A 19,124-nucleotide genomic window follows, 5' to 3' on the forward strand; every position below is an offset into this window, starting at 1 on the left:
TCAAGCCCTCACGCCGTCAAGGCCGCGGGTGACGCGTCGCTCCAACCAGCGCATGCCGAGCGATATCAGCCAGGCCATGACGAAATAGAGCACCAGGATCGTGGCGAAGGGGATCAGCGTGCTGCCGGTTTGCGCCCGCACCACCTGGGCCTGGAAGGTCATGTCGGTGAGCGATATCAGCGAGACGACCGCCGTCCCCTTGAGGAGTTCGATCGCATTGTTGCCGAAGGTCGGCAGCATCAGCGGCAGCGCCTGCGGCAGGATGATGTGACGCATCGCCTGGTAGCGCGAAAGATTGAGCGCGATGCATGCCTCTCGCTGCTCGCGGCCGATCGCCTTCACCGCACCGCGCACCACTTCCGCGCCATAGGCGCCGACATTCAAGCCCAGTGCCAGTACGCCGACCTGCAGCGGCGTCAGGGTGATGCCGGCAAAGGGCAGCACGAAATAGACCCAGAAGAGCTGGACGAAGATCGAGGTGCCGCGGAAGAACTCGATATAGGTCGTGGCAAGCGCGCGCACCGCCATGAACCGGCTGATGCGCCCGAGCCCCGCCGCAAAGGCGACCACGACGGCAAGCGCCGAGCCCATCAGGGTGAGCTGGACGGTCACCCAGGCGCCCTCAAAGATCAATCCGATATAGCCGGACCAGTCGATCATCGTTCAATTGTTCCAGTCAGATTGCGGGCTTGGTTCGACGCGGCCTTGCGTGCCGCCCTCCCCCCGGTGTCGCTCCGATGGAAAGGCGGCGGGAAGCCCAGCTCAGGCTTACTTGGCGGCGCAGAGTTTTTCGCGTGTCGTCGACATCGCAGCCTTGGCCGAGAAGCCATAAGGTTCGATGATCTTGGCGAACTCGCCGGATTCCTTCATCTTGGCGAGCTCGACGTCGAAGGCATCGCGCAGCGCCTCGTCGCCCTTCCTGAAGGCGGCACCGTCGCAATAGACCGGTGCCCCTTCGACCGGAGCGACCACTTCGATATTCGGGTCGCTGGCCTTCGAGACGAGGTCGTTGATCGAAAGCACCGGCAGCGAATAGACGTCGATGCGCCCGTCCTGCAGCATCTTCATGCCGCTCTGGCCGTCCGGCACGACGATGACGCGGTCGCGCGGCACGCCGGCTTCGAGCGCCAGCTTCTCCTCGGTGCCGCCGCCCGGCGCGCCGATCTTCGCATCCGGATTGTCGGCGATGTCCTTGTAGCTCTTCAACTTCAGCGGATTGCCCTTTTTCAGCGCAAACGCCTCGGCGTCGCAGAGGATCGGCTGCGAATAGGCGACCGCGGCACAGCGCTCCGGCTTCATGAAAAGCCCGGCGGTGATCGCGTCATGGCGGCCGGCCTGCAGGCCGGGGATCATGGCGCCATATTCGGAGATCGAGGCAACGATTTCCGGCACGCCAAGGCGCTTGAAGATCTCGCGGGCGACGTCCGGCGCAGCACCGGAAACCTTGCCATCGGCGCCAACGGCGGTAAAGGGCGGCTCGTTGGCGATGGCGACGCGCGCAAAGCCCTGCTCCTTCAGTTCCTCGAGCTTGTTTTCATCCGCCGCGACGGGCGTCGTCACGGCAATTGCGATCAAGGCTGTCGCGCCTGCCGCCATTGCCATCAAAGCATTGAGTTTCATCGTTCCCAACTCCTCTGTTGTTCTCTTCCCGTCGTTCCTTGAGGCAATGTCGGCCCGAGAGCTCAGACGCGGTGCCCTGCCGCTATGATCTTGCGCAGGAAGGTCTGCGTGCGTTCCTGTTTCGGGTGCCGGAAGATGTCTTCGGGCCTTCCCGCCTCGACGATCTTGCCGCGGTCGAAGAAAAGCACCCGATCGGCGAAGTCATGGGCGAAGCCCATTTCGTGGGTGACGAGCAGCATCGTCATGTCCGTCTCGGCCGCCAGCTTGCGCATGACGTTCAGGACTTCCTCGACGAGCTCCGGGTCGAGCGCGGAGGTCACCTCGTCGAAGAGCATGATCTTCGGTGACAGCGCCAACGCCCGGGCGATTGCGACACGCTGCTTCTGGCCGCCGGAAAGCTGTGCCGGCATGCTCTTCGCCTTGTCGGCGAGCCCGACCATGTCGAGAAGCTCCATCGCCCGCTTTTCCGCCGCGGCGCGCGGAACGCCCTTCGTCAGCATCGGCGCCAAAGTGACGTTGTCGAGCACGCATTTGTGGGGAAACAGGTTGAAGTGCTGAAAGACCATGCCGATCTTCTCGCGCATCTTGTGGAGATGCCGCTCGTCGGCCGGAACGAGGCTCCCCGCCTTCTTCATGTGATAGAGCTGATCGCCGTCGACCTGGACAAAGCCATCACTGATCGTCTCCAGCGTCATCAGGATGCGCAGAATTGTCGTCTTGCCAGAGCCGGACGGACCGATGAGGGCAAGCTTCTCGCCCGGCATCACCTCCATCGACAAACCGTCGAGCACGGTCAGCGGACCGTATCTCTTGACGATGTTGTCGATGCGGATGATCGGCTCGGGCATTCGCGTCTCTCCCTGTGAGACTACGGAAGCGCATGGCATCTGCCCAAAACCGCTCAACACGTTTGGACGCCATGCGTTAATGTCCTAACGATGATCCGGTTCCAAAATCATGTCAATGTGAATAATAATATCATGACAATTATTCCGGCAGTACCCAACACTCGGGCATCCGGATCAGATTGCAAGAAGCAATGCCTCCGGGTCGCCAAGGGCCAGCGAGGCGACGATACCGAGCCCGGTTTTGAGTTCCTGTTCGCTGGTCGAGCCGAGCGAGATGCGCACGGCCGGACGCCAGCCGCTGTCGGCGGTGCGGAACGACGCGCCCGGCGCGATCGCCACACCGCGCAGGCGCGCCTGGGAGACGAAAGCCTCCTCCGCGTGACCCTCGGGAAGCGGCAGCCAGACATGCAGGCTCTGTGGATGGCTGCGGTGGGGAAGTCTGCCGAATGTCTCCGTGGCGATCGCCTGGCGGGCGGCGAGAGCCCGGCGCTGCCAATTGACGAGGTCTATCGCCGTGCCGTCGCTCACCCAACGGGTGGCGATCTCGGCGATCGAGGGCGTCGCCATCCAGTTCGAGACGAGATGCCGGTTGGCGACCGCCGCCACATAGCGGTCCGGCGCCACGAGATAGCCGATCCTGAGGCCCGGCACGGTGATCTTGGTGAAGCTCGTCACGTAAAGGGTGCGTTCCGGCGCCAGCGCCGCGAGCGGCGGCAAGCGCTCCTCTACCAGCGGACCCAGGATATCGTTTTCGATGATGGCGATGTCGTGCCGGCGCGCCATCTCCGCAAGGGCGGCCCGGCGCCCGGGGCTCATCAGGGTCGCTGTCGGATTGATCACCGAGGGCTGCAGGAAGATTGCGCGTATGACGCCCTTGCGGCAGGCCTCATCCAGTGCTTCCGGAACCATCCCGTCGTCATCGATCGCGATGCCATGGAGATGAATGCCGAGATAGGTCGACAGCGGCACCAGCGTATGATGGCTGATCGCCTCCGTCGCGATTGTCGAGCCGGGCGGAGCGACGCTCATCAGGGCGACGGTCATGGCCGAGGTCGCGCCGTTGGTGAGGCTGATATTGAGCGGCGAGACGTCCAGCCCGCAGCGCGAAAGCCATTCCGCCGCTATGGTTCGGTGGCGCGGAAACACCATGTTCGGCCGGAAGGAAAGCGCCGAGCTTGCCGGCAGATTCTCGGCAAGCCAAGCGAAGGCCTGCCGCATCTTTTCGAGATGGATCTGCTCGCAGACCGGCTTCAGGATCGAAAGGTCGATCAATTCGCCGAGCCGCTCCGGCAGATACGGCGGATCCGGCTCGCGCGGCCGCGTCTGCACGAAGCTGCCGCGCCCGACCTCGCCCGAGATCAGCCCGCGACGGATGAGCTCGTCATAGGCGCGGCTCACCGTTTGCACCGAAAGCTGCAAATCGTCGGCGAGCTTGCGATGCGTCGGCAGCCGCGTACCGTTCTGCAGCCGGCCCTCCTCGATCGCACGGGCGATTTGATCCGCCAGCGAGAGATAGGCCGGGCGGCGCAGAAGCGTTGTGTCTGGCATCCAATTTGTCATGATTTGAACAGTGATCAAAATCAGCTCAATTGACAATGCAAAAGTGAGAATCCAATGTCTTTTCCCGGATTTCGACTTCAGGAAGGGCGCCCCGCATGAAACTCGACGCGATCGACCTGCGCATTCTCGAGGCGATCCAGGCCGATGGACGCATCACCAAGCTGGCGCTTGCCGAGAAGGCCGGCCTGTCGCCGACGCCGTGCTGGATGCGGCTGAGAAAACTGGAAAAGGCCGGCATCGTCGCCGGCTACCATGCCCGCGTGGCGCTGCGTCGCGTCGCTCCTGTCGCAAGTGTCATGATGGAGGTGACCCTTGCCAACCACCGGCAGGCCGATTTCGACCGCTTCGAACGCGCCATAGCGGCTATTCCCGAGATCGTCGCCTGCTGGTCGGTCGGCGGCGGCGTCGACTATATCCTCAAGGTGGTGGCGGCTGACATCGACGCCTATCAGCGTCTGGTCGACGAGCTTCTCGGCCGCGAACTCGGCATCGATCGCTATTTCACCTATATCGTCACCAAGACGGTCAAGGAGGAGACCGTATTGCCGCTTGGCGCGTTGTTGCCGGTGACAAGTTAAGCGATTGAGCGGAAAATGGGAGGCGCCTCAGCTTTCGGGTTCGCCCGTCTCAAGAACTTCGTGCCGCTTCAACTCATCGATCGCCTCAAGCGCTTCGTCAGCGGACCAGCCTGCCGAAACCGCTGCCTGCACCAACCTGGTTTCCACCTCCTGCTCAAGCTCCATATACAAGGGCTCTAACGCTTCCTGCACGGTCAGGACGTGTTCCCCGGCTGTAATGACAGGGCGTTTGGGCGATGCGGCAGTCATGGCACAGTTCTCCCTCCTTCACACGGGCGTGTCTTTCGACAACGTGTGCATTGATCTTCTGTTCCACGCGCGTACGTAGATATTGAGAAAAGGAGATGAAGCTTGCGCGTGCACACGTATAACTGCACGCACCTTTTCTCACCCGATCCAGAACCATGACCAGACAATCTCTCTCGCGCGGGACGCTCCTTTAGTCAAAGTCTCTGCCGTGAAGCAGCCGAATGGACAATCTCTCGCGCTAACGGTGTCAATCTCTTCGCAACGGACGAGGAGACTTGGACATGACCGCTATTTTTGCGCGCACCGCCTTCCACGAAGCCTTGAAACATCTCACCGACCGGCAATTGCTGCGGGAGCTCGCCTATGTCGGCGGCCGCTGGATTGCCGGGCGCAACGGCAAGTGCCTGGAAGTGAGCGATCCCGCGAGCGGTGCGGCTCTTGCCTTCGTCGCTTCGCTGGATGCGGCGCAAACCTCCGAGGCGGTCGATGCGGCGGAAAAGGCGTTCAAGTCGTGGCGCGAAACTCTGCCGCAAACACGTGCCGCGATTCTGCGCAAATGGCACGACCTGATGCTCGCGGCCCGCGAGGACCTCGCTCTCTTAATGACTTTGGAGCAAGGAAAGCCGCTTGCCGAGTCGCGTGGAGAGATCGACTACGCCGCTTCCTTCATCGAGTGGTATGCCGAGGAGGGCAAGCGCCTCAATGCCGAAGGCGTGACGAGCCATCTCGCCGGCGCCGAGATGATCGTGCGCCGCGAAGCACTCGGCGTCGTCGGCATCGTCACACCCTGGAACTTTCCCTCCGCCATGATCACCCGCAAGGCGGCCGCCGCACTCGCCGCCGGCTGCACCGTGGTGGCGCACCCCTCCTCCGAGACACCGCTTTCCGCTCTCGCCCTTGCCGAACTCGGCGAACGCGCCGGCCTGCCCTCCGGGGTCTTCAACGTCGTCACTGGCAATGCGGCGACGATTGTCGGGCGCATGTGCGAAGACGCGCGCGTCCGTGCCGTGAGCTTCACCGGCTCGACCGAGATCGGCCGACTGATCGCGGGCCAATGCGCGCCGACGATGAAGCGGCTGGTGATGGAGCTCGGCGGTCATGCGCCGCTGATCGTCTTTGCCGATGCAAATGTGGAGAAGGCGGCGGATACCGCCGTTGCCGCGAAGTTCGCGACCTCCGGCCAAGACTGCCTTGCTGCCAACCGCATCTATGTCGAACGGCCGCTCCTCCGAGCCTTCCAGGAGGCTTTTGCCGCCCGCATTGAGCGCCTGGAGGTCGGAGCCGGGCTCGAGCCGGGCACCGACATCGGTCCGCTGATGCACGAACGCGCCGTCGCCAAGGTCGAGGAGCAGGTCGCGGACGCGTTGAAACGGGGCGCGAAGCTCGCCGTCGGCGGCAAGCGCCACCCGGCCGGACCGCTGTTCTTCGAGCCGACGCTTTTGACCGAAGTCCCCGACGACGCACTGATCATGCGCGAGGAAACTTTCGGCCCGGTAGCTGCCGTCTCCGCCTTCGATAGCGAGGAGGAAGTCATCGCCCGGGCGAACGACACGGAATACGGCCTCGTCGCCTATGTCGTCACCGAAAACGGCGCCCGCCAGCTGCGGCTTGCGCGCGCCCTCGAATACGGGATGGTGGCCATCAACCGGGTGAAGATCACCGGTGGGCCGATCCCCTTCGGCGGCTGGAAGCAATCTGGCCTCGGCCGGGAGGGTTCGCGTCACGGCATGGAGGCCTTCACCGAGCTCAAATATCTCTGCATCGACACCGCCGCCTGACCACGAATTCGACGAAAGGAAAGACAATGCTCGACAGAAGCAACGAACTCACCGCCTGGGATCGCGACCACTTCTTCCATCCCTCGACCCACATGGGAGCGCATGCGCGCGGCGAGAGCCCGACGCGCGTCATCGGCGGAGGCGAAGGCGTCTACATCACCGATACTAGCGGCAAGCGAAGCCTCGATGCATTCGCCGGACTTTATTGCGTTAATGTTGGCTATGGCCGGCAGAAGATCGCCGATGCGATCGCCGAACAGGCAAAAAGCCTCGCCTATTACCACGCCTATGTCGGGCATGGCACGGAAGCCTCGATCCGGCTTTCGAAGATGATCATCGACCGGGCCCCGGAAGGGATGAGCCGCGTCTATTTCGGCCTCTCCGGTTCCGATGCCAACGAAACCAACATCAAGCTGATCTGGTACTACAACAATATTCTCGGGCGGTCGGAGAAGAAGAAGATCATCTCGCGCTGGCGCGGCTATCACGGGTCGGGCGTGATGACCGGCTCTCTGACCGGCCTGCACCTCTTCCACAATGCCTTCGACCTGCCGCGTGCACCGATCCTGCACACGGAAGCGCCCTATTACTTCCGCCGTCCCGACCGCTCGATGAGCGAGGAGCAGTTCTCGAACCATTGCGCCGAGAAGCTCGAGGAGATGATCCTTGCCGAAGGACCCGACACCGTTGCCGCCTTCATCGGCGAACCGATTCTCGGCACCGGCGGCATCGTGCCGCCGCCCAAGGGCTACTGGCAGAAAATCCAGGCGGTGCTTGAGAAATACGACGTCCTGCTCGTCGCCGACGAGGTCGTGACCGGTTTCGGCCGTCTCGGCAGCATGTTCGGTTCCGACCACTACGGCATCAAGCCGGACCTGATCACCATCGCCAAGGGCCTGACCTCGGCCTATGCGCCGCTTTCGGGCACGATCGTTTCGGACAAGGTCTGGCAGGTGCTGGTGAAGGGTTCGGACGAGCTTGGCGCCATCGGCCACGGCTGGACCTATTCGGCGCACCCGATTTGTGCTGCCGCCGGCATCGCCAATCTCGAGCTGATCGACGAGCTCGGCATCGTCGAGAATGCCGGTTCGACGGGCGCCTATTTCCGAGCCGAGCTCAAGAAGGCGGTCGGCGATCATCGCCATGTCGGCGAGGTGCGCGGCGACGGGCTGATGGCGGCGATCGAATTCGTCGAGGACCGGGACGACCGCAAGTTCTTCGATCCGGCCCGCAAGATCGGCCCGCAGGTGGCGGCAGCACTCCTCGAGCGCGGCGTCATCGGCCGCGCCATGCCGCAGGGCGATATTCTTGGCTTCGCCCCGCCGCTCTGCCTGACGCGCGAGGAAGCGGACGTCGTCGTCAAGGCGGCGGCCGACGCGATCGAGTCCGTACTCGGCCGCTGAAGGAGAACGCCCATGATGCATTCGGTTCCGAAGACCATGGCGGCCGTGCTGCTCACCGGCCACGGCGGCTTGGACAAGCTCGTCCATAGCCGGGACGTCCCGGTCCCGGCTCCAGCTCCTGGCGAGGTGCTGATCAAGGTCAGCGCCTGCGGCATGAACAATACCGATGTCTGGGTGCGCGAAGGCGCCTATGGCACCGAGGATGATCCCGCCGCTGTCTCCACCTGGCGGCGTCACGGCAACACACTCACCTTCCCACGCATCCAGGGCACCGACACCGTCGGGCTTGTCGTCGCCGTCGGCGAGAGCGTCGACAAGACCCGCATCGGCGAACGCGTCATGGTCGATTTCTCGATCTACAACCGCGACGACGACAGCCTCGCCGACATCGACTATATGGGCCACGGCCGCGATGGCGGCTATGCCGAATACATGGCACTGCCCGCCGAGAATGCCCATGTGGTTGCGACCGATCTCACCGACGTCGAACTCGCGACCTTCTGCTGCGCCTATCTGACCGGCGAACGCATGCTGGGACGGGCGCGACTTGCGGCCGGCGAACGCGTGCTGGTCACCGGCGCCTCCGGCGGCGTTGGATCGGCAATCATCCAGCTCGCCCGCGCCCGCGGCGCCATTCCGATCGCGGTTGCCGGTCCGGGCAAGGAAGCCGCCATGCTCGACATCGGCGCCGAGGCGGTCGTCACCCGCGGCCGCGGCGATCTCTTCGAAGCCGTCAATGAAGCCGTGCACGGCGCGCCGATCGACGTCGTCGCGGATCTCGTCGGCGGTCCCCTCTTCAACGATCTCTTGAAGATCCTGCGTCCGGAGGGCCGCTACACGACGGCGGGCGCGATCGCCGGACCGGTCGTTAAGCTCGATCTGAGAACCATGTATCTGAAACAACTGGAGCTGCACGGATCGAGCCAGGGCAGCCGTGCCGATTTCCGCCGGCTGGTCCGCTACATAGAAGAGAAGAAGATCCGCCCTCTCGTCGGGGGCGTTTATCCGCTGTCGGAATTCCATCGGGCACAGACGGAATTCATGGCCAAGAACTTTGTCGGCAAGCTGGTGATCGTTCCGGATTGACGGGGCCACATCTGGCACGAGCCGCGCGCATATTGCCTATCAGGTCCCGCGCCACACCTCCGGCTCGTTGAAATCCACCCTGCATTGAGTCAAGAATAGGTGGCGCCATCCTAAGTAAGGATTCCAAAGCTGTGCCACGAAGCACACGAACGCATTCCCGCTGACCAACACTGAGTGCGAGGCAACCGATGGGACCATTGTTCAGGAACGCCGGGCTCCCGGCCTACCATGAAGCAATGTTGTTCGTCCGCATGAAGCCTCAGCCGCTCCAGCCAAGCTTCGAAGCCACCTTCGAGGCGGCACGCGCGTCGTTCGGCAGCGGGCTTCAGGCCCTGTCCTTTTTCGAGCGGGCTGGGCTGGTGAAACGCGTTACGCCCATATCACGGGAGTCTCCCCATTACGCCAGCCGGATGCTGGTGCGGCCAAGCCGTGACGGCAGCGCCAAGCCGGAACTGCTCGGGGTGCCCGAAAATGAGGGGGACGGGTGGTCGGCACCCGCCCTGAACTTGAACGCTGCCATCGATCTGCGAACACCGGGCGGAGCTGCGAGCCTGGTCGAGTTGGTGAGCGACGTCGACTTGCGGCAGCTTCAGCTGGCTCTCGCGGGAGATCCGACCGTTGCATCCGTATCGCGGGTGCCGCTGCGCTACCTGGTGGCAAAATCGCCGCGAAAACCCGCACGGCGCGCCTCCAAGTCAGCGACACCCGGGGCTCGCGGGCGCATTGCCACGGAACCGCCGCCGACCCATACGATGTGGAACCTCCGCAAGATCCGGTGGGACGAAGCCCGCAATCTGAGCGGCTTCGACGACGCCGGCAGGATCAAGGTCGCAGTGCTCGATACAGGTATCGACGCGGATCACCCGGACCTTAAAGACCAGATTGGTGGATATGTATACGAGCACCCCGATCTTCCGGCGGCGAGCTCGGTCCAGGATCTGGTCGGCCATGGCACGCATGTGGCAGGGACGATCGCGGCGACCATCAACAACGATCTCGGGATCAATGGAATATCGCGAGCCCAGATCCACGCCTTCAAGATTTTCGATGATCGCCCCGACCTGCTGGCCTATCCTGACGGAACGGCGGAGTTCGCCTATTTCGTCGATCCGGTGATGTATCTGCGGGCGCTGCTCGACTGCGCCGATGCGGGCATTGACGTCGTCAACCTCTCGATCGGCGGCGGCGGCGCGCCCGACCCGACGGAGAGTGCAGCCTTCGAGGCGTTGCTTGCCAATGGAACGACCATCGTTGCGGCGATGGGGAACGAGCGGCGCGACGGCAGTCCGATCTCCTACCCTGCGGCGATACCGGGGGTCATCGCCGTGGGCGCAACAAATCTACAGGACCGGATCACCAGCTTTTCAAACCGCGGCAACCACATAACGATCACCGCGCCCGGTGACGCGATCTGGTCTACCCTGCCGACCTATCGCGGTCAGATGCGTTGGAGAGCGGAGCGAGGGCCCGACGGGCGCTGGAGGCAGGGAAAGCCGGATATACGCGAGACGGACTATGATGCATGGCCCGGAACATCGATGGCTTCTCCGCATGTCGCTGCCGCCGCGGCGCTCTATATCGCAAATGGTGGCGCGAGGGATCCCGCGGTCATCCGCGGCGCATTGGCTTCGAGCGCCGACAAGGTGCCGGCCATGAGCGGCCAAGACTTCACGCCCGATTTCGGCTATGGTCGTCTGAACTTGGAGCAGCTCATTGGCGGCATAGGCACCAGGGGCTCGGGCAATGACTGACATCATGTTCACGATCCGCGCCGACGTCAGCGTCGAAGAGCGCGAACGCCTGTTGATCAGGATCCAAGCCATTCCGGGTGTCGAGCTGGCGGCCCCGGTCAAACGCGACAGTGGCAGCCAGACCTTGCGGCGGATTCATTTCGCTCGTTTGAGAAGACATTCCGAAGCGACCGATTGCCTGTCGGTAATCAGAGGGATGCCGGAGGTGGAGGACGCAAACATACCGGCCCGACGAGGTGGCGCCAACGGAACGTAGCGTCCCCGAACCGTTACGCCATTGGTGGTAGACGGCAGCCATTATTCCGCCTGCTTCTTAATTCCTTGTTAAGGAATACATTCCTTCGCGGAGATTTGGCCATGGCAGTCGGCGCATCCCAACGTTTGCACGACGGCGTCGCGGCTGTCGAAACCATGACGCGCTTTGCGCTTGCGGTGCTGGCGCTCGCCTCCGGCGTCTATACCTATCTCGGCGTGCGCAGCATTCTCGACGGCTCGGCGACCGCGGTCTTCTTCGCAGCGATGATCTATTCGGCTTCGGTGTCCGTCGGAATCTACGCCTTCTGGACCTATATGGCCCGCTTCTACCCGCATGTGACCACCCATACGGGCCGGGCCGCGATGCTGGGCGTCATGGCTTTGGGCGCGGCCATGATCATCGCCATGTCGAGCTGGCTCAATGCGGCGGCGCTGGCCGGTTCGGCCGCGCTCGAACAGCATCTGGCGCAAACGGTGGAGGACTATACGGCCGATCTCGACCAGGCGCACCAGAACGCCCTTGCCGCCCAGAGCCTGCTGCCGGACATCCAGCGTGCCTCCGAACGCTTCGCCCAGCTTGCCGCCTCCGAACGGCAGACTGGCGCGCTCACCGGGACGACGGGCTCGGGAAGCGTGGTACAGCTCTTGTCGCAAATGTCGGCGCAGATGAAGGAGCTCGAAAACGGCATCAACGCCTCGCGCGAACAGGTGACGACGCTCTTCAACGAGGGGCAAAAACGGCTTGAAACGATGCGCACACTGGTCTCCGCGCCAGGAGCGATCGAACCGCGCGCCGACCAGTTCTCCTCGGAAGTGGTGGCGCTCACGGGCGTCATCGCTTCGCTCGGCCAGACCTCGATCGCGCCTTCGATCCGGCGCGCCGCGGACGACCTGTCGCTCGGCTTCATCGCCCCGGTGGCCGACGGCGGCGATGCCGATCTCGTCAACCGCCAGGACCAGGTGATGGAGACGGTGCGGGCCTCGGTGGCGGCGCAGTCCAAGGTGCTCTCAGAAGCGGCCGACGAAATCCTCGCCCGGGCGTTGGTGGCCGAGCGGCGCTTCGTCCCGCTCTCCTCCGCCGAGGCGGTGTTGCGCTATGCGGCTGATTTCATTCCGGCCTGGGCCGGGGCGATTTCCATCGACCTTTTGCCGGGCGTGCTGGTGTTCATTCTCGCTGCCGTGCACGGGGCAATCCGCAAACAGGAGGAGAAGCTGCCCTTTGCCGAGCGCATCACGGCGGCCGAACTTCTGCAGGCGCTGGACGTGCAGCGAGCGGTAACGAAGAACGGCACCAATCTCGGGGAAATGGTCAGGCAAGCGGAGGCCGAAAGCAAAGCGGAGGAAACGAACAACATCACCAATCTCGACCCGAGAACGCGTACAAAGGAGCGCGCGCATGAGGATCGATGACCCTTTCAAGGCGCTGATGCGCCTCGACGACGGCGTGCTGATGCGCGGCGCGTTCTACGCACTGCTATCGGCTGCTGCGGTCTTCCTGCTGATCGACATGCGCGACCTGACGGCCATGAACGCCGAGCTGCCGGCGTTCGATCCGTTCCATGAGAACCGGCCCATCCTGCCGCCGGCCCTGACCGAAGGCGGGGCGACTCCGCGCGTGAAACCCGCAAGCCCGGATGAAGTGCTGCGACGATCGATGACATTCGAACTCGCTTCCGGCGGCGTCTTGCTCGCCGAGGGCACGATGGATCCCGGCGCCAGCGGGCGTTTCGCCGAGGAGATCGCGGCGCGCGGCGAATATGTAAAGACGGTGGCGCTCAATTCTCCCGGCGGTTCGGTAGACGACGCCTTGGCGATTTCGAGCCTGATCCGCGAAAGAAAGCTTGCGACCAAGGTGGCATCGCGAGCGCTCTGCGCCTCCTCCTGCCCGATCGTCTTTGCGGGCGGCGTCAGCCGTATCGCCGAGAAGGACGCGATCGTCGGTGTGCACCAGGTCTTCAATGGCGGCAGCGGCCGGCAAACGGCAGATGAAGCGATGTCTGCGGCACAATCCACCACGGCCCGGGTGACCCGCCATCTCGACACGATGGGGATCGGCGCCGGCCTTTGGATCAACGCGCTCGAAACACCGCCGGACCGGCTCTATTATCTGACATCGGCGGAAATGGCCAAGTTCAAGCTAACAACGCAGCCGCTCGCCACCGCCAGGAAGAAGGCCGGGGCAGGATAACCTGCCTTTTCCCGAGGGAATTCGGATTTGACAAAGTTTTGCCAAAGAGCGTCATCCTGGCCGAAGTATGGAGGCTGACATGGCCACGATGAACGTATCTTTGCCCGATCCTCTGAAGGACTGGGTGGAAGCACAAACGCGGACAGGCCGCTATGCGAAAGCCAGTGCCTATGTGCGGGATCTCATCCGCAGGGATCAAGAGCGCAATGACAAGATTGCCATCATGCAGCGCTTTGTCGATGACGGGCTGAAAAGCGGCGATGGAAACCGCTCAAAGGACGAGCTTTTCTCGGCGGACGTAGCGCGGGAAATGCGGCGCGACCCCAAGTAATGGGATTTCGCCTTGTTGCGGCCAACGGTTTCCCGTTTCTTTCGACGAAAGCACCGGTCAGGAACCATCATCTCCCATGGTCGTTGTCTCTTCGAAAGGAGACCGCCATGCCGAAGCAAGATCCTATTCCCGCACCTGCCGAAACACCGAGAGAGCCGCAAGGAATCCCCGGCCGACCGGATCGCGGCTTTGAGAAGTCCCCCGATCCGCCGATCAAGAAGCCGGAGGACACCAAAGACCCGACCGATCCGGCGCTTCTGCCGATCGGCGATCCGGCCGGAATGGCTTAGCTCATGCCTCCGATTCGGTTGGGAGTCATATCGATGCCTCCCTGAGAGGAGAGATGCACATGCTGATCCAACGGTTGCCCGAGAGGCCGGTGCCGGGCGCAATCATCGTCAAGCTCTACCGCTACGGCGACGACATCCGGGGGTATGTACGGCAGGCCGTCGACCCGTCGGAGGACGACGTCATCTTCCCCGGCGAGGAAATGGAACCGGAAGCCGCCTTCCGGCTTGCGAGGGCCCATAGCGAGGGTGAGGCGCCGATCTATGTGGAACTGGTCGAGGACGTTCAATGGGATCCCCGCTGGGGCACCTTGATAAGCTAGCCTCACGATTGGCTCAGCGAAGCTCGGCTCGAACGCATCAAGCCGCATTTCCCGAGGTTCAGCTCAGCGACAGACACTGTTCGCTTCAAATAGGCCGGGGCTCAACGCTTTAATTGAAAGCAGGTGAGCGAATGGCTCGATTGAAGTATCTACGAGAAGCCTCGGTCCATCACGGAGCGAGCTTAGACGCTGGCGGTGACCGTTCATCCTCGCGTAAAACGCGAAACCCGTGGGAGGCTTTCATTGATAGGCCCATGGATTCACGACGGGAAGTCCCGCCGCTTCGAAGGGACTGACATCGCGCGTCGCGACGAGGAATCCACGCGAGGCGGCAATGGCGGCAATATATCCGGCGGGCGTAGGAAATCCCTTCCCCGCCGCTCGCGCTCTCACGGCCAGTTCTGCGTAATGCCGGGCAGCTCCGATGTCGAACGGCAATACACGATCACCAAACAGTTCGACGACGCCGTGAAGCGTTTCGGTCAGAGCCTTCTTGCGCCGACCATCGGGCAACGCACCGACCCCAAATAGCAGTTCGGCCATTGTCACACTGGACAGGTACAAGCTTTCAGCGACCTGTTCGTTCAACCAGGAGCGCACGGCCGGATCGGGAGATGGTTTCATCGCTTCGGAGACGACATTCGTATCCAAGACGATCATTCAAACCTCACTGGCTCTGCCGGCGTCTTGTCACGTACCTGCTCAAACACGACGAAATCGTCGTTCGTCAGGCCCAGTCGCCGGCCGAGTTCGGCCAAGGCATCCCCCATGCGAACGCGCTGCGCGGGCTTCACCACACTTTCCAGAATATCGCGGACTTCCGCCTCGGTGCTGCGACCGTGCGTCGCCGCCCGCACGCGCAAAGCGCGATGCACTTCCTCGGGTACATTCCGAACTGTCAAGATGGCCATAGTCAAACCCCGAACCCGCTTTCAATGACAGCAATATGGCTAGTGCGCAGTCATGCCGCAAGTCTACTAATTGGACTTCGCAATCAAACCGTGGAAAAGCAGTGGCGGGAAGGCTCATGCCTCAGCCAATAGCGCCAACGCGAGCAATGTGAGACGATCGGCGTTCGTCTCACACTCCGATCTTATCCGACAAAGCCTCTGCCATCTGCCTCGTCATGCATGGCCGAGCGGCAGGGCGACGAACCGCGTCGCACCGCTCGACTGGATGCGGAGCAGCGCGGCCAATTTGCCTTCTTTTCGAAGCGACACGAGATCGCGGCGGAAGTCTCTGGCGTTCGAAACCGCCTTGCCGCCGACGTCGAGAATGATGTCGCCCGCCTCAAGCCCATGTTGCGCCGCCGCTCCCTTCGGATCGATGGCGACGACGACCATGCCTTTTTCGGCGGCGCCGGCCACCTTGCTTGCCGGCGCAAGCAGCAGCCCGAAGTCTTGCCCGCCGCTAGGAGCAGCGCCGCCGTCGCTTGCAGCCTCGATCGGGGCCGCTCGCTCTTCCGGCATCGTTGCCAGATCCAAGGTGATCTCCATTGGCGCGCCATTGCGGACGATGCTCACCGTGACGGAGGTGCCTGGAGCCTTCGCGCCGACCTTCTGGGCCAGTTCACGCGGATCATCGATCGTCGCTCCGTCGACCGCGGTAATGAGATCGCCGGATCGCATACCGGCTTTGCCGGCCGGGCCGGCCGGATCCGCCTCGTCGACGAGCGCGCCCTTGGCTTCTTTCAGTCCTAGGCCCTCGGCGATGTCGGGAGTGACCTGCTGTTCCTTGATGCCGAGCCAGCCGCGCGTCACATGGCCCTTGGCCTTCAACTCGGCGATAACGGCTTTTGCCGTGTCGGCCGGAATGTCGAAGCCGATGCCGACCGAACCGCCGGAGGGCGAGAAGATCGCCGTGTTGACGCCGATCACATCGCCGTTGACGTCGAAGGCCGGCCCGCCCGAATTGCCGCGATTGATCGGCGCATCGATCTGGATGAAATCGTCATAGGGACCGGCGCCGATGTCGCGGCCTTCGGCCGAAACGATTCCCGCCGTTACCGTGCCGCCGAGGCCATAGGGATTGCCGATCGCGATCACCCAATTGCCGACGCGCGGCCGCTGATCGGCAAAGCGCACATGCGGGAAATCCCGGCCGTCGACCTTGATCAGGGCGAGGTCGGTCTTCGGGTCGGTACCGACGACTGTCGCCTCGTAGCTCCGGCCGTCGCTGGTCATCACCTCGAGCGAATGGGCATGATCGACGACGTGATTGTTGGTCACGGCATAGCCGTCGGCGGAGATGAAGAAGCCTGAACCCTCGCCCACAAGCGGACCCTGCCCGTCATCGGGATCGGGAGCGCCGCCGTCATCCTGGGCTGCGGCCTGTTGCTGCGCAGCATCAATCTCGACGCGCACCGAGATGACCGCCGGCTTCACCCGGGCGACGATGTCGGCAAAGTCGCCGGGCTCCGCCGCCGATGGCGGCTGTACGGCATTCGGCGCCGCCCGCACGGTCGAGCCCGCACCATTCGTTGCGTGCATGGCGACAGGTTCCGCGACGAGAGCTGCAAGGCTGAGTGCGGAAACGGAGGACAGGGCTGCTAGGACGGCGGTCAGGCGGCCCGCACGCGAGCCTTTTTGGGCTGAAGAACTGGCCATGGCATGTCTCCTTCTTTGAACTCGGAGGTTTATTACCTGGCGACGGTGGATTGACATCAGTTTTCCAGAACAAATTCTGGTCTTCTGGTCGAAACCACCGCGTCGTCATGACCAGATAACGCCACGACAAAAGTCAAAATGTGATATTCGCCTCATTCTTCAGATTAAATTTCGTTCATGAATTTACGTTCATCTGCATGCGACCGGCAGCCGTCATTTCGTAGCTCAGATGAGCAGAATTTCTTGAAGAATATCACCGGCGATTTTTGGAAACGGACTTAAGGTCTCCGGGTCCGGGCTGCGGCGCTCGGACCCCGCCCACCGGCCTGCAGATCAGTCCGGCGAAGCGACAGAGGTATCGACGACCTCGAAGTCGTGAGTGATCGTGGCTGTCCTGGCGAGCATCGCCGATGCCGAGCAGTATTTCTCGATCGACAGTGCAATGGCGCGTTCGACCTTGCTCTCTGCAAGCCCCCGCCCCTTGACCACGAAATGCATGTGAATGCGGGTAAACACGCGCGGATCCTGGTCCGCACGCTCGGCGCTGAGCTCGACGATACAATCTTCGACCGGCTGGCGGCCCTTTTCGAGGATATGGACGACGTCGAAGGCCGAGCAACCGCCGGTGCCGATCAGCACCAGTTCCATCGGGCTCGGCCCGGGAGTGCTCCCTTCCGGCCCGAAAGCCGTGCCGAGCACGACATTGTGACCGCTACCGGACTGGCCGACGAAGGTCCTCCCTTCGACCCATTTGATACGCGCCTTCATGATCGCCTCCTGTCGCAATATGTCGCTCTTTGTCCGACGTTGATAACCTGAATGGTCGCGCAAGAACATGCCGCGCGGAGGGGAGCGCGGCATGTTCCTACCAAATTCGCCAATCCGACGACGCGGCCCTTTCGATATGGCGTGCGTACGCCCTCCACCTCCGCTATTCGGCTGGTTGGGCAAGCGGGTCCACGGGGCATTCCGCCGTGGTTCCGGCGAGGCTCCGCTGGCCCAGACCGATGATCGCCACGGTCGCCGCGCTTGCGACAACGGACACCCAGAAGCCGTTCTCAGCCCCGAAACTGTCGACGACCCAGCCTGCGACGAAGGCACCGAGCGCCATACCGATGCCGATGCCGGTCGTCACCCACGTGACGCCTTCCGTCAGCATCGAGGCGGGCACACGGCGCTCGATCAGGCCGAAGGCCGTGATGAAGGTCGGCGAGATGGCGATGCCGCTGACAAAGACAGTGAGTGCCAGAAGCGGTACGGTGGCGGCCATCAGCAGCGGCCAGGACGTGATGGCAAGCGCACTCACGGCGATGAACATTTGCCGATGCAAAGGCATCGTCGGGTTGAAGGCGCCGAGGATGAGGCCAAGCACAAAGGAGCCTATTGCATAGACGCCGATGACGATGGTTGCCGCGTTCGGCTGGCCGAGTTCCTTGGTGATTGCAACGGCACTGACTTCGGCGGTCGCGAAGGTGGAGCCCACGAATACAAGGGCGAGCGTGATGATCTGGACGGCACGCAGGCGGATCGCCGAGCCTTGCGACACTTCGACATCCGTATGGCGCAGCCGCGGCTCGGTCGAGCGCTGCACGATGAATGCCAGCGTTCCGAGAGCGAGGAAAATCGTGCTCGCGAGCATGCCGGCCTCCGGGAAGAGTGCGACCCCCAAGCCCACCGAGAGCGAGGCCCCCGCGATATAGACCAGCTCGTCAGCCGATGATTCAAAGGCAAAAGCGGTGTTGAGTTCGGGCCGGTCGCGGAATATCTCGGTCCAACGGGCGCGCAGCAATGCCGGCATGCTGGGCATGGCGGCAGCCAGGAAGGCCGTGACGAAGAGCGTCCAGTCGGGCCAATTCTGATTGGCCGCCGCAATGAGCGCGAAAAAGGCAAAGACCGAAACCGTGGTGGTCGGGACGACGACGGCCGTTTGCCCGAGGCGATCCACCATCCGGGAAACATGGGGAGAAATCAGCGCATTGGTCAGCGCGAAGGTCGCCGACACCGCGCCCGCCAACCAGTATTCCCCATGCGTCTGCGACAACATTGCGACGATACCGATCGGAGCCATGGCGATCGGCAGGCGGGCGAGAAAGCCGGCGGCAGAAAAGCCTTTGGCTCCCGGCGCTCTGAAAATCTCTGCGTAAGGATTGGACATGAGACGTTCCTTGTAAGGACCCGGTTCACCACTTACATACGCGGCGTATGTCCTAGTTAGTTGCATACGCGCCGTATGTCAAATAAAATACGCGTCGTATGTAAAT

General features: G+C 62.9%; 21 protein-coding genes. 11 read left to right on the top strand and 10 right to left on the bottom strand.

Features of this window, described 5'->3' with window-relative positions; all coding sequences use genetic code 11:
- From ehuC to ehuR, 4 genes are all read right to left on the bottom strand, one after another.
- A complete protein-coding gene (gene ehuC / locus ATC00_RS11275) occupies positions 1 to 660 on the bottom strand; it encodes an ectoine/hydroxyectoine ABC transporter permease subunit EhuC (RefSeq protein WP_064252809.1) in 660 nt (219 codons plus the stop codon).
- Positions 661 to 768: 108 nt separating this feature from the next.
- The gene (gene ehuB / locus ATC00_RS11280) at positions 769 to 1,620 is read right to left on the bottom strand and encodes an ectoine/hydroxyectoine ABC transporter substrate-binding protein EhuB (RefSeq protein WP_064252810.1); all 852 of its coding nucleotides are present in this window, start codon (positions 1,618 to 1,620) and stop codon (positions 769 to 771) included.
- A 62-nt stretch (positions 1,621 to 1,682) separates the two neighbouring features.
- The gene (gene ehuA, locus ATC00_RS11285) at positions 1,683 to 2,468 is read right to left on the bottom strand and encodes an ectoine/hydroxyectoine ABC transporter ATP-binding protein EhuA (RefSeq protein ID WP_064252811.1); all 786 of its coding nucleotides are present in this window, start codon (positions 2,466 to 2,468) and stop codon (positions 1,683 to 1,685) included.
- Positions 2,469 to 2,642: 174 nt separating this feature from the next.
- Complete coding sequence (gene ehuR / locus ATC00_RS11290; RefSeq protein ID WP_052035452.1) at positions 2,643 to 4,028, bottom strand: MocR-like ectoine utilization transcription factor EhuR; 1,386 nt, start codon at positions 4,026 to 4,028, stop codon at positions 2,643 to 2,645.
- Between the two features lie 95 nt (positions 4,029 to 4,123).
- On the opposite strand from ehuR, the gene ATC00_RS11295 reads away from it, so the two are divergent.
- Positions 4,124 to 4,606 carry an Lrp/AsnC family transcriptional regulator gene (locus ATC00_RS11295; RefSeq protein ID WP_037382378.1) on the top strand — a complete coding sequence of 161 codons (483 nt, stop codon included), beginning with the start codon at positions 4,124 to 4,126 and terminating at the stop codon, positions 4,604 to 4,606.
- Between the two features lie 27 nt (positions 4,607 to 4,633).
- Here the strand turns inward: ATC00_RS11295 and ATC00_RS11300 are convergent, their stop codons facing one another.
- A complete protein-coding gene (locus tag ATC00_RS11300; protein ID WP_064252812.1) occupies positions 4,634 to 4,855 on the bottom strand; it encodes a hypothetical protein in 222 nt (73 codons plus the stop codon).
- Between the two features lie 281 nt (positions 4,856 to 5,136).
- Here ATC00_RS11300 and ATC00_RS11305 point away from each other — a divergent pair, with 281 nt between their 5' ends.
- The 10 genes from ATC00_RS11305 to ATC00_RS11350 all read left to right on the top strand — a co-directional run bounded on the left by ATC00_RS11305 (position 5,137) and on the right by ATC00_RS11350 (position 14,257).
- A complete protein-coding gene (locus tag ATC00_RS11305) occupies positions 5,137 to 6,633 on the top strand; it encodes an NAD-dependent succinate-semialdehyde dehydrogenase (RefSeq protein WP_064252813.1) in 1,497 nt (498 codons plus the stop codon).
- A 26-nt stretch (positions 6,634 to 6,659) separates the two neighbouring features.
- Positions 6,660 to 8,036 carry an aspartate aminotransferase family protein gene (locus ATC00_RS11310; protein WP_064252814.1) on the top strand — a complete coding sequence of 459 codons (1,377 nt, stop codon included), beginning with the start codon at positions 6,660 to 6,662 and terminating at the stop codon, positions 8,034 to 8,036.
- 12 nt (positions 8,037 to 8,048) lie between these two features.
- Complete coding sequence (locus tag ATC00_RS11315) at positions 8,049 to 9,122, top strand: alcohol dehydrogenase family protein (protein WP_064252815.1); 1,074 nt, start codon at positions 8,049 to 8,051, stop codon at positions 9,120 to 9,122.
- Between the two features lie 188 nt (positions 9,123 to 9,310).
- Positions 9,311 to 10,873, top strand: coding sequence for a S8 family peptidase (locus tag ATC00_RS11320; RefSeq protein ID WP_064252816.1), 1,563 nt, complete (start codon positions 9,311 to 9,313; stop codon positions 10,871 to 10,873).
- On the top strand, positions 10,866 to 11,129 hold the full coding sequence (locus tag ATC00_RS11325; RefSeq protein WP_064252817.1) for a hypothetical protein: 264 nt from the start codon (positions 10,866 to 10,868) through the stop codon (positions 11,127 to 11,129). Before ATC00_RS11320 ends, ATC00_RS11325 begins: the two co-directional genes overlap by 8 nt.
- Positions 11,130 to 11,230: 101 nt before the next feature.
- Positions 11,231 to 12,538, top strand: coding sequence for a hypothetical protein (locus tag ATC00_RS11330; protein ID WP_064252818.1), 1,308 nt, complete (start codon positions 11,231 to 11,233; stop codon positions 12,536 to 12,538).
- Positions 12,525 to 13,316, top strand: a complete 792-nt coding sequence (locus tag ATC00_RS11335; RefSeq protein ID WP_064252819.1) for a COG3904 family protein — start codon at positions 12,525 to 12,527, stop codon at positions 13,314 to 13,316. Before ATC00_RS11330 ends, ATC00_RS11335 begins: the two co-directional genes overlap by 14 nt.
- A 79-nt stretch (positions 13,317 to 13,395) precedes the next feature.
- Entirely contained in the window at positions 13,396 to 13,647 is a 252-nt protein-coding gene (locus ATC00_RS11340) for a type II toxin-antitoxin system ParD family antitoxin (protein ID WP_064252820.1), read from the top strand.
- Positions 13,648 to 13,754: 107 nt separating this feature from the next.
- Positions 13,755 to 13,937, top strand: coding sequence for a hypothetical protein (locus ATC00_RS11345; RefSeq protein ID WP_037382362.1), 183 nt, complete (start codon positions 13,755 to 13,757; stop codon positions 13,935 to 13,937).
- Positions 13,938 to 13,996: 59 nt separating this feature from the next.
- The gene (locus ATC00_RS11350; RefSeq protein ID WP_037382360.1) at positions 13,997 to 14,257 is read left to right on the top strand and encodes a hypothetical protein; all 261 of its coding nucleotides are present in this window, start codon (positions 13,997 to 13,999) and stop codon (positions 14,255 to 14,257) included.
- A gap of 240 nt (positions 14,258 to 14,497) precedes the next feature.
- Here ATC00_RS11350 and ATC00_RS11355 read toward each other — a convergent pair whose 3' ends face one another.
- The 5 genes from ATC00_RS11355 to ATC00_RS11375 all read right to left on the bottom strand — a co-directional run bounded on the left by ATC00_RS11355 (position 14,498) and on the right by ATC00_RS11375 (position 19,018).
- Positions 14,498 to 14,917, bottom strand: a complete 420-nt coding sequence (locus tag ATC00_RS11355; protein WP_064252821.1) for a type II toxin-antitoxin system VapC family toxin — start codon at positions 14,915 to 14,917, stop codon at positions 14,498 to 14,500.
- Entirely contained in the window at positions 14,914 to 15,168 is a 255-nt protein-coding gene (locus ATC00_RS11360) for a FitA-like ribbon-helix-helix domain-containing protein (RefSeq protein ID WP_037382358.1), read from the bottom strand. Before ATC00_RS11360 ends, ATC00_RS11355 begins: the two co-directional genes overlap by 4 nt.
- 213 nt (positions 15,169 to 15,381) lie before the next feature.
- Complete coding sequence (locus ATC00_RS11365) at positions 15,382 to 16,863, bottom strand: trypsin-like peptidase domain-containing protein (RefSeq protein ID WP_064252822.1); 1,482 nt, start codon at positions 16,861 to 16,863, stop codon at positions 15,382 to 15,384.
- A 333-nt stretch (positions 16,864 to 17,196) separates the two neighbouring features.
- Positions 17,197 to 17,631, bottom strand: a complete 435-nt coding sequence (locus ATC00_RS11370) for an OsmC family protein (RefSeq protein ID WP_037382356.1) — start codon at positions 17,629 to 17,631, stop codon at positions 17,197 to 17,199.
- Between the two features lie 163 nt (positions 17,632 to 17,794).
- On the bottom strand, positions 17,795 to 19,018 hold the full coding sequence (locus ATC00_RS11375; protein ID WP_064252823.1) for an MFS transporter: 1,224 nt from the start codon (positions 19,016 to 19,018) through the stop codon (positions 17,795 to 17,797).
- Between the last annotated feature and the right edge of the window lie 106 nt (positions 19,019 to 19,124).

The organism is Sinorhizobium americanum (genome assembly GCF_001651855.1).
Classification (GTDB): Bacteria; Pseudomonadota; Alphaproteobacteria; order Rhizobiales; family Rhizobiaceae; genus Sinorhizobium; species Sinorhizobium americanum.

Excerpts from the sequence above, each read along its gene's own strand:
- ATC00_RS11320 (WP_064252816.1), top strand. The coding sequence starts at position 9,311 with ATGGGACCATTGTTCAGGAACGCCGGGCTCCCGGCCTACCATGAAGCA.
- ATC00_RS11330 (WP_064252818.1), top strand. The coding sequence starts at position 11,231 with ATGGCAGTCGGCGCATCCCAACGTTTGCACGACGGCGTCGCGGCTGTC.
- ehuR (WP_052035452.1), bottom strand. The coding sequence starts at position 4,028 with ATGACAAATTGGATGCCAGACACAACGCTTCTGCGCCGCCCGGCCTAT.
- ATC00_RS11355 (WP_064252821.1), bottom strand. The coding sequence starts at position 14,917 with ATGATCGTCTTGGATACGAATGTCGTCTCCGAAGCGATGAAACCATCT.
- ATC00_RS11325 (WP_064252817.1), top strand. The coding sequence starts at position 10,866 with ATGACTGACATCATGTTCACGATCCGCGCCGACGTCAGCGTCGAAGAG.
- ATC00_RS11315 (WP_064252815.1), top strand. The coding sequence starts at position 8,049 with ATGATGCATTCGGTTCCGAAGACCATGGCGGCCGTGCTGCTCACCGGC.
- ehuB (WP_064252810.1), bottom strand. The coding sequence starts at position 1,620 with ATGAAACTCAATGCTTTGATGGCAATGGCGGCAGGCGCGACAGCCTTG.
- ATC00_RS11350 (WP_037382360.1), top strand. The coding sequence starts at position 13,997 with ATGCTGATCCAACGGTTGCCCGAGAGGCCGGTGCCGGGCGCAATCATC.
- ehuC (WP_064252809.1), bottom strand. The coding sequence starts at position 660 with ATGATCGACTGGTCCGGCTATATCGGATTGATCTTTGAGGGCGCCTGG.
- ATC00_RS11365 (WP_064252822.1), bottom strand. The coding sequence starts at position 16,863 with ATGGCCAGTTCTTCAGCCCAAAAAGGCTCGCGTGCGGGCCGCCTGACC.
- ATC00_RS11345 (WP_037382362.1), top strand. The coding sequence starts at position 13,755 with ATGCCGAAGCAAGATCCTATTCCCGCACCTGCCGAAACACCGAGAGAG.
- ATC00_RS11375 (WP_064252823.1), bottom strand. The coding sequence starts at position 19,018 with ATGTCCAATCCTTACGCAGAGATTTTCAGAGCGCCGGGAGCCAAAGGC.
- ATC00_RS11360 (WP_037382358.1), bottom strand. The coding sequence starts at position 15,168 with ATGGCCATCTTGACAGTTCGGAATGTACCCGAGGAAGTGCATCGCGCT.
- ATC00_RS11340 (WP_064252820.1), top strand. The coding sequence starts at position 13,396 with ATGGCCACGATGAACGTATCTTTGCCCGATCCTCTGAAGGACTGGGTG.
- ATC00_RS11335 (WP_064252819.1), top strand. The coding sequence starts at position 12,525 with ATGAGGATCGATGACCCTTTCAAGGCGCTGATGCGCCTCGACGACGGC.
- ATC00_RS11295 (WP_037382378.1), top strand. The coding sequence starts at position 4,124 with ATGAAACTCGACGCGATCGACCTGCGCATTCTCGAGGCGATCCAGGCC.
- ATC00_RS11370 (WP_037382356.1), bottom strand. The coding sequence starts at position 17,631 with ATGAAGGCGCGTATCAAATGGGTCGAAGGGAGGACCTTCGTCGGCCAG.
- ATC00_RS11300 (WP_064252812.1), bottom strand. The coding sequence starts at position 4,855 with ATGACTGCCGCATCGCCCAAACGCCCTGTCATTACAGCCGGGGAACAC.
- ATC00_RS11305 (WP_064252813.1), top strand. The coding sequence starts at position 5,137 with ATGACCGCTATTTTTGCGCGCACCGCCTTCCACGAAGCCTTGAAACAT.
- ATC00_RS11310 (WP_064252814.1), top strand. The coding sequence starts at position 6,660 with ATGCTCGACAGAAGCAACGAACTCACCGCCTGGGATCGCGACCACTTC.
- ehuA (WP_064252811.1), bottom strand. The coding sequence starts at position 2,468 with ATGCCCGAGCCGATCATCCGCATCGACAACATCGTCAAGAGATACGGT.